The sequence below is a fragment of the Ornithinimicrobium kibberense genome (genome assembly GCF_006519705.1).
In the GTDB taxonomy this organism is placed as follows: Bacteria; Actinomycetota; Actinomycetes; order Actinomycetales; family Dermatophilaceae; genus Ornithinicoccus; species Ornithinicoccus kibberensis.
In genome coordinates, this window is sequence record NZ_VFXM01000016.1 from 66,247 (window position 1) to 80,154 (window position 13,908).

11 protein-coding genes and 1 pseudogene are annotated in these 13,908 nt (G+C 73.7%); 6 read left to right on the top strand and 6 right to left on the bottom strand.

Going from position 1 to position 13,908, the window contains the following annotated elements:
* Nucleotides 1-21: 21 nt before the first annotated feature.
* Both FJR00_RS13705 and FJR00_RS13710 read left to right on the top strand, forming a co-directional pair.
* Nucleotides 22-2,883 carry a cation-translocating P-type ATPase gene (locus tag FJR00_RS13705; protein ID WP_202876682.1) on the top strand — a complete coding sequence of 954 codons (2,862 nt, stop codon included), beginning with the start codon at nt 22-24 and terminating at the stop codon, nt 2,881-2,883.
* A gap of 47 nt (nt 2,884-2,930) precedes the next feature.
* A complete protein-coding gene (locus FJR00_RS13710; RefSeq protein ID WP_141339210.1) occupies nt 2,931-3,266 on the top strand; it encodes a hypothetical protein in 336 nt (111 codons plus the stop codon).
* A gap of 12 nt (nt 3,267-3,278) precedes the next feature.
* Here FJR00_RS13710 and FJR00_RS13715 read toward each other — a convergent pair whose 3' ends face one another.
* Nucleotides 3,279-5,492, bottom strand: a complete 2,214-nt coding sequence (locus FJR00_RS13715; protein WP_141339211.1) for a RecQ family ATP-dependent DNA helicase — start codon at nt 5,490-5,492, stop codon at nt 3,279-3,281.
* Between the two features lie 59 nt (nt 5,493-5,551).
* Here FJR00_RS13715 and FJR00_RS13720 point away from each other — a divergent pair, with 59 nt between their 5' ends.
* The 3 genes from FJR00_RS13720 to FJR00_RS13730 all read left to right on the top strand — a co-directional run bounded on the left by FJR00_RS13720 (nt 5,552) and on the right by FJR00_RS13730 (nt 9,578).
* Nucleotides 5,552-6,265: an HAD family hydrolase gene (locus FJR00_RS13720; RefSeq protein WP_141339212.1), complete on the top strand. Its 714-nt coding sequence runs from the start codon at nt 5,552-5,554 to the stop codon at nt 6,263-6,265.
* Nucleotides 6,266-6,366: 101 nt separating this feature from the next.
* Entirely contained in the window at nt 6,367-8,919 is a 2,553-nt protein-coding gene (locus FJR00_RS13725) for a glycoside hydrolase family 65 protein (RefSeq protein WP_141339228.1), read from the top strand.
* An 83-nt stretch (nt 8,920-9,002) separates the two neighbouring features.
* Nucleotides 9,003-9,578 (top strand): hypothetical protein, encoded by a 576-nt coding sequence (locus tag FJR00_RS13730; protein ID WP_141339213.1) that lies wholly within the window; start codon nt 9,003-9,005, stop codon nt 9,576-9,578.
* A gap of 60 nt (nt 9,579-9,638) precedes the next feature.
* On the opposite strand, the gene FJR00_RS13735 is transcribed toward FJR00_RS13730, so the two are convergent.
* Entirely contained in the window at nt 9,639-10,031 is a 393-nt protein-coding gene (locus FJR00_RS13735; RefSeq protein ID WP_075957767.1) for a LysM peptidoglycan-binding domain-containing protein, read from the bottom strand.
* Nucleotides 10,032-10,268: 237 nt separating this feature from the next.
* Here FJR00_RS13735 and lexA point away from each other — a divergent pair, with 237 nt between their 5' ends.
* The gene (lexA, locus tag FJR00_RS13740; RefSeq protein WP_141339214.1) at nt 10,269-11,033 is read left to right on the top strand and encodes a transcriptional repressor LexA; all 765 of its coding nucleotides are present in this window, start codon (nt 10,269-10,271) and stop codon (nt 11,031-11,033) included.
* A gap of 104 nt (nt 11,034-11,137) precedes the next feature.
* On the opposite strand, the gene FJR00_RS13745 is transcribed toward lexA, so the two are convergent.
* The 4 genes and pseudogenes from FJR00_RS13745 to FJR00_RS15835 all read right to left on the bottom strand — a co-directional run.
* On the bottom strand, nt 11,138-11,473 hold the full coding sequence (locus FJR00_RS13745; RefSeq protein WP_238330498.1) for a PRC-barrel domain-containing protein: 336 nt from the start codon (nt 11,471-11,473) through the stop codon (nt 11,138-11,140).
* Between the two features lie 105 nt (nt 11,474-11,578).
* A complete protein-coding gene (locus FJR00_RS13750; RefSeq protein ID WP_141339215.1) occupies nt 11,579-12,118 on the bottom strand; it encodes a PRC-barrel domain-containing protein in 540 nt (179 codons plus the stop codon).
* 47 nt (nt 12,119-12,165) lie between these two features.
* A complete protein-coding gene (locus FJR00_RS13755; RefSeq protein WP_238330499.1) occupies nt 12,166-13,161 on the bottom strand; it encodes a Sir2 family NAD-dependent protein deacetylase in 996 nt (331 codons plus the stop codon).
* Between the two features lie 124 nt (nt 13,162-13,285).
* Nucleotides 13,286-13,908, bottom strand: a pseudogene (locus tag FJR00_RS15835) (universal stress protein); the annotation flags it as partial.

Below are 13,908 nucleotides of genomic sequence, written 5' to 3' on the forward strand. Positions count from 1 at the left end.
CCCACCTGAGACGATGGGGGCGTGGCCATCGGGAGCCCGACCGAACGCACGCTGCCCCCTCACCTCGCCGGGGCCGAGGAGCTGACGCAGCGCCTCGAGGTCGATCCGGCCGTCGGGCTGGGCAGCGCCGAGGCGCAGGCACGCCTGGCCGAGCACGGCCCCAACGAGCTGAGGCCCAAGGACCCGGTGCCGCTGTGGCGACGCATGCTCGCGCAGTTCCAGGACCCCCTCGTCTACCTCCTGCTCGTCGCGATCGCCGTCTCCGTCACCGCCTGGGTGATCGAGGGCGCCGAAGGGGCTCCGGTCGACGCGATCGTCATCGGCGCGATCCTCACCCTCAACGCCGTCCTCGGCTTCGTCCAGGAGGCCAAGGCCGAGAACGCCGTCGCCGCGCTGGCCACGATGACGGCCGCCAGCTCCTCGGTGCTCCGCGACGGCCGGCCGACCGAGCTGCCGTCCGCCGAGCTCGTTCCTGGCGACATCCTCCTGCTCAGCGAGGGCGACGCCGTGGGCGCGGACGCCCGCCTCCTGGTGGCCACCGGCCTGAAGGTGCAGGAGGCCGCGCTCACCGGCGAGTCCTCCGCCACCGTCAAGTCCGCCACGGCCCTCTCCGGCGAGGTCGCCCTGGCCGACCGCGTCAACATGGTGCACAAGGGCACCGCCGTGGTCGAGGGCGTGGGCCGCGCGGTCGTCACGACGACCGGCATGCGGACCGAGATGGGCGACATCGCCGCGCTCCTGGACCGTACCGAGCAGCAGCCCTCCCCCCTGCAGGTCGAGATCGCCAGGGTCTCGCGCACCCTGGGCGCCCTGGTCATCGGCATCGCGGTCGTGGTCATGGCCACCCTGGCGTTCGTCCAGGGCGCCGACTCCGCACAGGAGTGGGTCACCATCCTCCTGCTCGGGGTCTCCCTCGCCGTCGCCGCGGTGCCCGAGGGCCTGCCCGCGATCCTGTCCGTCGTGCTCGCGATCGGGGTCCGGGCCATGGCCCGGCGCAACGCGGTCATGAAGCACCTGCACTCGGTCGAGACCCTCGGCTCGGCGTCGGTCATCTGTTCCGACAAGACCGGGACGCTTACCCGCAACGAGATGACCCTGCGCACGATCGTCACCGCCTCCGGCCGGGTCGAGCTCTCCGGCACGGGGTATGCCCCGGTCGGCCAGGCCGTGCTCGTCCCCGACGGCGACGACGGCGGCGACGACGACGACGGCGACGACGAGGCTCTCCTCGTCGAGGCGCGGCTCGTGCTCATCGGCGGGTCCATCGCCAACAACGCCACCGTCACCGAGCAGGACGGGCAGTGGGTCGTCCACGGCGACCCGACCGAGGCCGCCTTCCTCGTCGCCAGCTCCAAGCTCGGGGAGGTGCCCGAGCGGATCGGGCACTACGAGCGTCGGGCCGAGGCACCCTTCACCTCCGAACGCAAGATGATGTCGGTCCTGGCCCACCACGACGACCGCGCGGAGAGCCGGATCTACACCAAGGGCGCGGCGGACGTCCTCCTCGGGCGCTGCGTCGCCCAGCGCCACGGGGACGAGATCGTCCCCCTCGACGACGTGGCCCGCGCGAGGATCACGCAGGCCGTCGAGGAGCTCTCCGCCGAGGGCTACCGGACGCTGGGCGTGGCCTACCGCGTCGCCGACGAGGGGGAGGCGGCCAGCCCCGACCAGGACGTCGAGCACCACCTCGTCCTCGCCGGCCTGGTCGGCATCATCGACCCGCCGCGGGAGGAGGCCAGGGCCGCCGTCGCCGCGGCCCGTCGCGCGGGGGTGCGCACCATCATGATCACCGGCGACCACCCGGCGACCGCCCAGCGGATCGCCACCGACCTCGGCATCATCACCGAGGGCGGACGGGCCGCCGCCGGCGTGGAGCTGGAGCGGCTGGACGACGAGGCCCTCGTCGACCTCGTCCGTGAGGTCAGCGTGTACGCCCGCGTCGCCCCCCACCACAAGCTGCGCATCGTGGACGCCCTCCAGCGCGACGGGCACGTCGTGGCGATGACCGGCGACGGCGTCAACGACGCGCCGGCGCTCAAGAGCGCCGACATCGGGATCGCCATGGGCATCACCGGCACCGAGGTGACCAAGGAAGCCAGCCGGATGATCCTCGGCGACGACAACTTCGCCACCATCGTCGCGGCGATCCACCGCGGCCGGATCATCTTCGACAACATCGGCAAGTTCCTGCGCTACATGATGTCCTCGAACCTGGGCGAGGTCGTCACCGTCTTCTTCGGCATCGTCCTGGCCGGCGTCCTCGGCCTGCGCGACACCGCCGCCCCGGACGCCCTCGTCGTCCCGCTGCTGGCCACCCAGATCCTGTGGATCAACATGGTCACCGACTCGGTGCCGGCGCTGGCGATGGGCGTCGACCCCGAGATCGACGACGTCATGGCCCGCCCGCCGCGTCGCCCCGACCGGCCCATCCTCGACCGTCCGATGTGGGCGCGGATCGTCTTCACCGGGACCCTCATGGGGGCGGTCACCCTGCTGACGATGGACCTCTTCCTGCCCGGCGGGCTGATCGAGGGCTCGGAGTCCTTCGACATGGCGCGGACGGCCGGGTTCACCACCCTGGTCCTCGCGCAGCTGCTCAACGCGCTCAGCTCCCGCTCGGCGGCCCAGAGCTCGTTCCACCGGATGTTCCGCAACCCCTGGCTGTGGGCGGCGATCGGGCTGGTCGTCGCGCTGCAGGTCCTCGTCGTGCACGTGCCGGTCATGCAGCAGGCCTTCACCACCGTCCCCCTGACCGGCACGCAGTGGCTCGTCTGCCTCGCGATGGCCTCGGTCGTGCTGTGGGCCCAGGAGGTCGTCAAGCTCGCCCAGCGGGTGTGGGCCGGGCGTGGTCCCGCGCCCCTGGACGACGCCGTGGGCGGCTGACCAGCACGGACCCCCGGCGGGACGGCCTCCGGGTCTACGCTTCGGCCATGGCGACGACGCCGGCCGGGCGAGTACCGCGGTCCACCTCGGAGGGGACCATCACGACCTCCGGGCTGGTCTGGGGCCTCCTGCTGGGGCTCCCGGCCGGGTTCGCCCTCCAGCTGGTGCTCGGGATCGCGCTGGGTCCGCTGGTCGAGCGCTGGGCGATGGTGGCCTACCTGGACTTCCTCTCCCCGGTGCCGGCGGGCGCCATCGCGGTGGTCGTGGTGCTGGTGCCGCGGCTGCGGGAGACGGGCTCGGGCTTCCTGCTGGGCCTGACGCTCGGCATGGTGGCCGAGGCGCTCCTGCTCTGGTGGTGGATCAGCAGCACCTTCGGCTCCTGACCGGCGGCAGGGTCAGCCCTCGACGGCCAGCACGAGCGGCAGGACGGCGTCGGCCCCGGCGAGCCGCAGCTCGCGCGCCGCGACGGTGAGGGTCCACCGCGAGTCCACGACGTCGTCGACGAGCAGCACCGGCCCGCGGGTCGAGGCGAGCGCCTCCTGCAGCTGCGGCCCCACGCCGAGCCGGCCCCAGACGTTGGCCAGCCGGAAGGCGCTGTTGCCGCCCGGCTCGCCGACCGGGCCGCCGTGGACCAGGTCGAGGCTGCCCAGCAGCGGCAGCCGGCCGATCGAGCTGATCTGCTCGGCCAGCGAGCCCACCACCGCCGGACGGCGCCGCGAGGGCATGGCCACGACGCCGACGGGACGCTCCACCCAGTCCCACCCCGACAGCACCTGGACCACCGCACGGACGACGTCCTGCGGCACCGGTTGTCCGGCGACCAGGGCCGGACCGAGCTCCGGGTCGTCGGGCACGTCCGGGTCGGGCCGGGACTCCCCCGCCGCCAGCACGGCCCGCAGGCGTTGCCCCCACCCGAGGTCGGAGAGCCGGGCCAGGGCCCGTCCGACGCCGGCCTGCTCCTCCGGGCGGATCTTGCCCTTGACGTCCACGCCGAGGCGGGGCATCCCGGTCGGCCACTGCCCGCGCGGCTCGACGGGCACGCCCACGGCACCGAGCCGGTCCTTGGCCGACCCGACCGACTCCTCGGGGATCTCGGTGGGAAACCACGTCCCGGCGCACCGGTCGCACCGCCCGCAGGGCTCGGCGGTGCTGTCGTCGAGGCACTCCTGGAGGAAGGCCATCCGGCACCCGTCGGTGGCCTGGTAGGCCAGCATCAGCTCGGCCTCGCGCACCCTCGCCTCCGCCACCCGGGTGTAGCGCTCCTTGTCGTAGACCCACGGCTGCCCGGTGGCCGTCCACCCGCCCTGGACCTTGGCGACCGCCCCCTCGACGTCGAGCACCTTCAGCAGCAGCTCCAGCCGGGTGCGCCGCACGTCGACCACGGTCTCCAGCGCCGGCGTGGACATGGGCCGGCCCGCCTCTGCGAGCGCCGTCAGGACGGCGTCGGCCTGGTCCTGGCGGGGCATCGAGACGGTGGCGAAGTAGTTCCAGATGTCGCGGTCCTCCGAGCCCGGCAGCAGGAGCACGTCGGCCCGCTCGGTGGCACGGCCGGCACGGCCGACCTGCTGGTAGTAGGCCACCGGCGAGCTGGGCGCCCCCAGGTGCACGACGAAGCCCAGGTCGGGCTTGTCGAAGCCCATCCCCAGGGCGCTCGTGGCGACGAGGGCCTTGACCTGGTTGTCCCGCAGGGCCCCCTCGAGCCGTTCGCGGTCCTCGGTGTCGGTCCGGCCGGTGTAGGCGGCCACCTCGTGCCCGGCGCCGCGCAGGGCCTCGGTCACGTCCTCGGCCGCCGAGACGGTCAGGCAGTAGATGATCCCGCTGCCGGGCAGGGTCTCCAGGTGGGCCAGCAGCCAGCCGAGCCGCTGCTCGGGGGACAGCCGGGGCAGCACCCCCAGCCGCAGGGACGCCCTGGCCAGGGGCCCGCGGATGGTGCGCACCTGCGAGCCACCGACGCCCAGCTGCTCGACGACGTCCTCGACGACGCGCTCGTTGGCCGTCGCCGTCGTCGCCAGCACGGGCGTGCCCTCCGGCAGGGCGTCCAGCAGGGTCCTGATCCGGCGGTAGTCGGGGCGGAAGTCGTGGCCCCAGTCGGAGATGCAGTGGGCCTCGTCGACGACAAGCAGCCCGCAGCGCCGGGCCAGGTCGGGCAGCTGCTCGTCGCGGAAGCGCGGGTTGTTGAGCCGCTCGGGGCTGACGAGCAGGACGTCGACGCGGTCCTCGGCCAGCGCCTGCCGGACCTCGTCCCACTCGGTGGCGTTGGCGGAGTTCATCGTCACGGCCCGCACACCGGCCCGGGCGGCCGCGGCGATCTGGTCGCGCATCAGCGCCAGCAGCGGCGAGACGATGACCGTCGGCCCGGCACCCTGAGCGCGCCGCAGGGCGGTGGCCACGAAGTAGACGGCCGACTTGCCCCAGCCGGTGCGCTGGACGACCAGCACCCGCGCCCGGTCGTCCACCAGCTCCGTCACGGCCTCGAGCTGCCCGTCGCGGAACTGCGCGTCGTCCCGGCCGACGAGCCGCCGCAGCGCCGCCTGCGCCTGCTCGGGCAGCGGCGCGCCGGGGTCGACCTGGTGCTGGGGGCGGTCCACGTCTGCCTGGCTGGTCGTCATCCCCCGACGGTAGCCGCCGCGACCGACAGCCCCCGCCGCCCGTCCCCTACGCTGGCCGGATGGACTGGAACGACGTCGACGCCGCGCTCCTCGACCTCGACGGGGTCATCACCCCGACCGCCGAGGTGCACATGCGCGCGTGGGAGGTGATGTTCACCCGTTTCCTCGACAGCCTCCCGGAGGAGCACGAGCCCTACACCGACGCCGACTACTTCGCCCACGTCGACGGCCGGCCCCGCTACGAGGGCGTGGCCACGTTCCTGGACTCCCGCGGGATCGAGCTGCCCCAGGGCGACCCCTCCGACGGTCCGGACGAGCAGACCGTCTGCGGGCTGGGCAACCGCAAGAACGACCTGTTCAACGAGGTGCTCCGCGAGGAGGGCATCGAGGCCTACCCCGGCTCGGTCCGCCTGCTCGACGAGCTGCCCCGGCGCGGGGTCGCGATGGCCGTGGTCTCCTCGTCCAAGAACGCCGTCGAGGTGCTGCGCACCGCCGGCCTGGCCGACCGGTTCGAGGTCGTCGTCGACGGGGTCGTCGCCGCCGAGCACGGCCTGGCGGGCAAGCCGGAGCCGGACACCTTCCTGTATGCCGCGGAGCGGCTCGGCAAGGACCCCGCCCGGTGCGTGGTCGTCGAGGACGCGGTGTCCGGGGTGGCCGCCGGCGCCGCCGGCGGGTTCGCCCGGGTCGTCGGCGTGGACCGCGGCGTGGGCGCCGACACCCTGCGCGAGCACGGGGCCGACGAGGTCGTCACCGACCTGGCCGAGCTGCTCTGACCCGGCGCGCGACCGCATACCCCTCCCCCAGCCCGACCCCTGGAGCCCCCGTGCAGACCGACTCCGCAAACTGGCACCGCCCGCCCGACCCCGTCGACCCGATGGACCGCACGCGCTTCCCGGTGGACCCGTGGCGGCTGGTGGAGAGCGAGTACGACGCCGCCGACCTGGGCGTGACCGAGACCCTGTTCGCCGTCTCGAACGGCTACCTGGGGCTGCGCGGCAACGTCGAGGAGGGCCGGGACACCCACCTGCACGGCACCTTCGTCAACGGCTTCCACGAGACCTGGCCCATCGAGCACGCCGAGGAGGCCTACGGGCTGGCCCGCGTCGGGCAGACGATCGTCAACGTGCCCGACCCCAAGACCATCAAGCTCTACGTCGACGACGAGCCGCTGCTGCTGACCACCGCCGACCTGGAGCACTACGAGCGCACCCTCGACCTGCGCGAGGGGCTGCTGCGCCGGGACGTGGTGTGGCGCACCAGCTCCGGCAAGCGGGTGCGGATCACCAGCACCCGGATGGCCAGCGTCGAGGAGCGGCACCTGGCCGTGCTGACCTTCGAGGTGGAGATGCTCGACGGGGACGCCTCCCTCGTCATCTCCAGCCAGCTGCTCAACCGCCAGGACGGCTCGGACGAGTACCACGTGCGCTCGGCCGCGATGGGCGAGGGGGTAGACCCGCGGCGCGCCGACACCTTCGAGCACCGGGTCCTCGAGCCGCGGCTGCACGAGGTGCGCGACGGCCGGCTCCTGCTGGGCTACCGCACCCACAACTCCCGGATGACCATCGCCACCATGGTCGAGCACCGGATCGAGACCGAGGACCCGCTGCGGCGGGACGTCGTCGTCGAGGAGGACCTGGCCAAGGAGGTCTTCCGGATCGAGGCCACGCCCGGGCGGTCGGTGCGCCTGGAGAAGCTGGTCGCCGTGCACACCTCCCGGGGGGTGCCGGCCCGCGAGCTGGCCGACCGGTGCACCCGGACGCTCGACCGGGCCGCCGAGCGGGGCGTTCCGGCGCTGCACGAGGAGCACGCCCGGACCTGGGAGCGGTTCTGGGCCGAGTCCGACGTCGAGGTGGACGGGCTCCCGGACGTGCAGCAGGCGGTGCGCTGGAACCTGTTCCAGCTCGGGCAGGCCGCGATGCGGGCCGGCAGCCACGGCATCGCGGCCAAGGGGCTGACCGGGTCCGGCTACGGGGGGCACTACTTCTGGGACACCGAGTGCTACGTGCTGCCCTTCCTCACCTACACCCACCCGCAGGCGGCCCGCAACGCCCTGCGCTTCCGGCACGGCATGCTCGACGACGCGCGTCGCCGGGCGGCCGAGATGGCCCAGTACGGCGCCCTGTTCCCCTGGCGCACGATCAACGGGCACGAGGCCTCGGCCTACTTCGCCGCCGGGACCGCGCAGTACCACATCAACGCCGACATCTCCTACGCCCTGATGAAGTACGCCCGCGCCACCGGCGACCGGCAGTTCCTCTGCTCCCAGGGCGTGGACCTGCTCGTGGAGACCGCCCGGCTGTGGGCCGACCTGGGCTTCTGGCAGGTGAACGGGGACAAGTCGTTCCACCTGCACGCGGTGACGGGGCCGGACGAGTACAACACCGTCGTCAACGACAACTTCTTCACCAACGCGATGGCCCGGCACAACCTGTGCGCGGCCGTCGAGGTCGTCCGCGAGCTCGAGCGCACCGACCTGCCCCAGCTGCGGCGCGCCGCGGCCCGCCTGGGCCTGCAGCGCAGCGAGGTGGCCGAGTGGGAGCGCATCTCCGAGCACATGCACATCCCCTTCGACGAGGACTACGGCATCCATCCCCAGGACAGCCAGTTCCTCGAGCGCGAGGTGTGGGACCTGGAGGGCACGCCCGCGGAGAACGCGCCGCTCCTGCTCCACTACCACCCGCTGGTCATCTACCGGTTCCAGGTGCTCAAGCAGGCCGACGTCGTGCTGGCGCTCTACCTGCTGGGCGACCAGTTCAGCCTCGGCGACAAACGCGCCGACTTCGACTACTACGACCCGATCACCACCGGCGACTCCTCGCTCTCGGCCGTGGTCCAGTCCATCATCGCGGCCGAGGTGGGCTACCACGAGCTGGCGCTGCGCTACTTCTACGACGCGCTCTTCGTCGACCTGGCCGACCGGCACCGCAACGCCGCGGACGGGGTGCACGTCGCCTCCACGGGCGGCGTCTGGAGCACCCTGGTCGGCGGCTTCGCCGGGATGCGCGACCACGGCGGCCGGCTGACGTTCGACCCCCGCTTCCCGGCGGGCTGGGCGGGGATGACCTTCCGGATGCGGTGGCACGGGTCTCGCCTGCGCCTGCGCCTCACGCAGGAGGCGCTGGCGCTCGTGGTCGAGGTCGGTGAGCCCGTCGAGGTCGAGGTCCGGGGCGAGCCGGTGGAGGTCGGTACCCGGCCGGTCACGGTCCCGCTCGAGGGTCAGGGCCCCCGGATGGTGGGCGGGCCGCTGCCGCACCGGGGAGGGGAGTCGCCCAGCCGTCGGAAGCCCGACCCCGACGCCGGCCACGAGCCCGGCCCGACGGCCGACCGGGGCGTCGAGCACGCTCCTGGGGTGGTCCCGCACAGCTGGTCCCACGAGCTGGACGACCCCACCGGGCCCGTCCCCGTGCGCCGGCCCGACGTGCGCTGAGGCCCTCGGTCCGGCACCACCGGAACCACGACGACGTGTCGTCCTGATTGGGACGGCCGCCCGGGGTGTGGTCCGATAGAGGCATGAGCGATCCGACATCGATGCCGTTCCAGGACGACGACCGCCCGCGGGACGAGGAGTCGCTCTACGAGGACGCGCGGCCCCAGGCCGCCGGTGGCGACCCCCTCGCGCACGACCCCACGACCGGCACGGACGCCGAGCCCGAGCCCTCGGACGACCTGCTGCCCCCCGAGGAGACGCGCACCGACCTGCTCGCGGCCCGGGTCGAGGGACCGGACGACCACGAGGGCATGACCGCGCTGTGGCGCGAGACGATGGACCTGGAGCACTGGTGGTTCATCGCCGTCGGCGAGGAGGGTCAGGAGTCGCCCGCCGCCGCGCAGATCGACGGCCAGATGATGCTGCTCACCTTCACCAACGCCGAGCGGGCCCGTCACTTCGCGGTGCAGAACGGCATGATCGGGGCCGACGACGACCTGCGGGCGATCGCCCTGCCCCCGCAGGAGGTCGTCCAGTCCGACGACGCCTACCGCCAGGCGGGCATCGCAGGTCTGATGTTCGACCCCCACATCACCGGCTACTTCATGCCCTCGGACCAGCTGTCCGTCGTGTGGAACGCGATCTGGTCGGGTCGCTGACCGCGCCGTAGACCTGACCGTGCCCTGGACCTGACCGCGCCGTAGACGACGCGGGCCGGCTCAGCGCCCCGGGATCACCAGCACCTGGCCGGCGGCCACGCTCGTGGTGCTCAGCTTGTTGGCCCGCTGGATGTCCACGACCGCCTGGCTCAGCGGCACGTCCGGCAGGTGCTCGGCCGCGATCTGGCTCAGCGTCGTCCCCGGCTCGACGGTCACCGCCGAGCTCGCCCCGGCCGGGCCGATCGCGTTGAACAGCGAGGCGAAGGCCAGGACCAGCACGAGGACGGCCGTCGCGGTCAGGGTCAGCCGGCCGCGTCGGGTGAGCCGGACCGGGGCGGGGACGGGACGTCGTTCGTCGGCGGCGACCAGGCGCAGGTGTCCACCCGGGCGGCTGACGGCCCACGGTGCGACCGCCCCGGACACGGGGTGGAGGTCGGCGGTGGCAGTGCTCATGGTGGTCCTCCTCGGGATCATCCTGCGACATGCGTTCGATAGCACGTCTGTCCTATTGATAGCACGCACGTACGACTTTGTCGACACGCCGGTCGAACACATGTTTGCCACTGGGTGGGTTGGTCCGTACGCTGTGTGCATGTCAGGTACTCAAACACCGACCACTGACAGACCCTCTGACCTGGCCTGACGGCTGGGGGCCTGGCAGCCAGAGGACGACGGGGACGGAGACAGCCCATGGCCACGATCCACGAGATGCCCGACCGGGACGGCGGGGCGCAGCTGACCAACCGGCAGCGACGTGTCCTCGACGTCATCCGGGACTCCGTCGACGCCCGGGGCTATCCCCCGAGCCTGCGCGAGATCGGCGAGGCGGTCGGCCTGACCTCGCCCAGCTCGGTCGCCCACCAGCTCAAGATGCTGGAGCGCAAGGGCTTCCTGCGGCGCGACCCGCACCGGCCACGGGCCATCGAGGTCGTGGTGCCCGGGAGCGAGGGCGGCTACCGCCGGAGCGCCCAGGAGGACCCGGCCGACGTCCCCGGGCTCGCGGCCCGTCCCGACGACGGGACCGCCGTGGCCCACGGGTCAGGGGCCTACGACGAGACCGGGATCGGCGACTCCCGCCCCGAGGCCTCCTACGTCCCGGTCGTCGGCCGGATCGCGGCCGGCGGACCGATCCTGGCCGAGGAGGCCGTCGAGGACGTCTTCCCCCTCCCCCGGCAGATCGTGGGCGAGGGCGAGCTCTTCCTGCTCAAGGTGGTCGGGGACTCCATGGTCGACGCCGCGATCTGCGACGGCGACTGGGTGGTCGTGCGCCGGCAGCCGACGGCGGTCAACGGCGACATCGTGGCGGCCATGCTCGACAACGAGGCGACGGTCAAGACCTTCAAGCGGGGCAAGGACAAGGTCTGGCTCATGCCCCACAACCCGGCCTACGAGCCGATCGACGGCGACCACGCCGTCGTCCTGGGCAAGGTCACCGCGGTGCTTCGCCGCGTCTGACCCTCGGCGGGACAGCAGTCACCGTGCCGCTGCCACTGCACGGGTCCCTCCGCTCCCACGGCGCCGCCCTGCTCGACCGGGGCGGCGTCGTGCTGTCCGGCCCCTCAGTCGGCGGAGCCCTCCCCCTGCTCCACGGCGTAGTAGTCGTAGAGGTCGTGCTCGTCGTTCTCGCTGAGGTGCCCCTTGGTGTCCACCTCCGGGGCGTCCTTGATCATCGCGCTGGAGTAGGGCACCCGTACCTGTCCGTCCACGAGCTCGGCGGTGGCCAGCGGGACGAAGATCTTGCGGCCGCCGAACCAGCCGGTGCGCACGGTCACCCAGGCCGCCTCCCCCGTGGCGTTGTCGACGTAGACCTGCCCCAAGGCCCCCACCTTCTCGCCGTCCTGGTCCACCACCTCGGCGTCGTACAGCGCCTCCAGCTCCTCCTGGGAGATGGTCACGTCGGCCTCCTTCGGCTCGCTCCGCCCGCCGGCAGGGGTGCTCGGCGGGTGCACAGCACCATACCCACGCCGTGCCCGGGCGCTCGCGAACCCACCGGAGCGGGCTCAGCTCCGGGGCCCGCTCCCCTCGTGGCGGCGCAGCCGACCGGGCCTGCCCGGGCCGGTCGTCGGCCCGCCGACCGGTCCCTCCGGCCGGTCCTGGGCGGAGGGGTAGGCGACGTTCTCCGAGGCCCCGGTCACCGCCTCCTCGGGACGCAGCTCGGCGCGGCGGGCCAGGGAGTCGTCGGCCCCGGCGTCGGTGCGGGCCGGCTCCTGGGGACGCACCAGCCCGTAGTGGCGGAAGAGGCGGTGCTGTGCGTCCTCGTCGAGGTGCGTTCCGGCCTCGACGGTCGGGGCGTCCTCGACCTCCTGCCGGGTGTGCGCGACCCGGATCGTCCCCTCCTGGACCTCGGCCCCGACGAGCGGGACGAGGCTCTCGCCGGCCTCGGACGCCCCGGTGCGCACGCTCACCCACGCCGGAGCGCCGGTCTCGTCGTCGAGGTAGACCTGCCCGACCTGGCCGAGACGGTCGCCGTCGGTGGTCCTCACCTCGGCGTCGTAGAGGGCGCTGATCCGCTCCTGGTCCACGTTGCTGTCCATGTCCATCTCGTGCCTCCTCGTCCCGGCCGGCAGGGTGCGGCTACCTCCCGATGTCACCAGGGATCGGGGGCGCCCGCATCCCGAGGCTGGTCCTGCAGAGCCATCAGGTCGTCCACGAGCCGCGGGAGGACGTCCTGCAGCAGGCTGTCCACCTGGACCGTGGTCTCGGCCCAGCCGCGGGTGGCGCCACGGGTGACGACCGCCACGGGGATCCCGTCGCGGGCCGCGCGGCGGACGAACCGGTAGCCGCTCATCACCCGCAGCGACGACCCGAGCACGAGCAGGGTGCCGGCCCCGTCGACCATCTCGTAGGCGGTGTCCACGAGGGCCCGGTCGACCGACCCGCCGAAGAAGACGACGTCGGGCTTGAGGGCGTCGCCGTCGCAGACGAGGCACCGGGGCGCGCGGAACCGGGCGACCAGCTCCTCCGGGACGACGATGTCCCCGTCGGGCCGCACCTCCGCCCCGTCCTGGACCAGCGCGCCGAAGCCGGGGTTGGCCTCGACCAGCCAGTCGTGCACCTGGTCCCGCTGGTAGGGCTCGCCGCAGTCCAGGCACTGCACGCGCGCCAGGCTGCCGTGCAGCTCCAGCACCGACCGGGCGCCCGCCTCCTGGTGCAGCCCGTCGACGTTCTGGGTGATGACCCCGGTGACCACCCCGAGCTGCTCGAGCGCCGCGACCGCCCGGTGGGCCACGTTGGGCCGGGCCGCGGCGAACCGTTCCCAGCCGCTGAACGCCCGGGCCCAGTAGCGGCGGCGGGCCTGGGAGGACCCGGCGAACTCCGCGTGCTGCATCGGCTGCACGCGGCGCTGACCGTCCGGCCCCCGGTAGTCGGGGATCCCCGAGGCGGTCGACATCCCGGCCCCGGTGAGGACCACGACCTCCCCGTCGGCCACGAGGTCGCGCAGCAGGGCGTAGCGCTCCTCGTCGACGGGGGTCCGGGGCGGCACGGTCAGGGCGGTGTCGACCGGGCCCGGGACCAGCGGCGGGCGTCCGTCCGCCGCGGGCAGCGGCTCCCCCAGCGCGCGCACCCAGGACCGGTTCTCCACCCCGCCATCATCCCTGACGCCGGAGGGGTATGCCGTGCCGCCCGCCCGGGGACGCCCCCCTCCCGCCCCGGGGACGCGTCGACGGCGGGCCCGGTGGGGCCCGCCGTCGTGGTAGTGGATGTGTCTAGACGATCATCACCGGTGCCGTGGCCTCCTCGGCCACCGCCGCCGCCGTCGGTCCTCGCGGGAGGACGATGATCTCGGCGCCGGCGTCGTGGACCAGGACGGCCGCGACCGGGTGCTGCTGCCGGTCCGTCCGCACGACCACGAGCGGACGCTCGTCCCGCTCCGCCCGCAGCCGCGCGGCGACGACCACGCGGTCGGCGTCCTCGCAGGGACCGGTGGCCACGGCGACGACCGCGGCCTGCGGGTCGACCCGGCCGGGTTCCCAGCCGGGGGGCACCAGGACCAGGGTCCCGATGCCGTCGTGGACCAGCCGGCGGGCGGTCGAGCCCAGCCGCATCCCGGGGAAACCGCCGGAGCCGCGGCGGCCGACGACCGTCATGGCCTGCTCCGCGTCGGCCCCGCCGGTGGCGCCCACCGCCCGGCCGATGGTGCCGGCCGGGCAGGCACCGTCGTCCCGGTCCGCCTCCAGGACCAGCTCGGTCGAGGCCCGCGGGTCCGACCTGCGGGCCCTGTCCCGGGCCCGTTCGAGCAGGGCCCGTCCGACCGCCCGGCCGGCCCCGCTGTCGTGGACCAGCACCAGGCGGGTGCCCTCCGCGGACGCCTCCGCGGTCGCCCAGGCGA

What these genes read in the sequence shown, in the direction of transcription:
- FJR00_RS13710 (WP_141339210.1), top strand. Translation starts at nt 2,931, where the DNA reads ATGGCGACGACGCCGGCCGGGCGAGTACCGCGGTCCACCTCGGAGGGG.
- FJR00_RS13715 (WP_141339211.1), bottom strand. Translation starts at nt 5,492, where the DNA reads ATGACGACCAGCCAGGCAGACGTGGACCGCCCCCAGCACCAGGTCGAC.
- FJR00_RS13720 (WP_141339212.1), top strand. Translation starts at nt 5,552, where the DNA reads ATGGACTGGAACGACGTCGACGCCGCGCTCCTCGACCTCGACGGGGTC.
- FJR00_RS13725 (WP_141339228.1), top strand. Translation starts at nt 6,367, where the DNA reads ATGGACCGCACGCGCTTCCCGGTGGACCCGTGGCGGCTGGTGGAGAGC.
- FJR00_RS13730 (WP_141339213.1), top strand. Translation starts at nt 9,003, where the DNA reads ATGAGCGATCCGACATCGATGCCGTTCCAGGACGACGACCGCCCGCGG.
- FJR00_RS13735 (WP_075957767.1), bottom strand. Translation starts at nt 10,031, where the DNA reads ATGAGCACTGCCACCGCCGACCTCCACCCCGTGTCCGGGGCGGTCGCA.
- lexA (WP_141339214.1), top strand. Translation starts at nt 10,269, where the DNA reads ATGGCCACGATCCACGAGATGCCCGACCGGGACGGCGGGGCGCAGCTG.
- FJR00_RS13750 (WP_141339215.1), bottom strand. Translation starts at nt 12,118, where the DNA reads ATGGACATGGACAGCAACGTGGACCAGGAGCGGATCAGCGCCCTCTAC.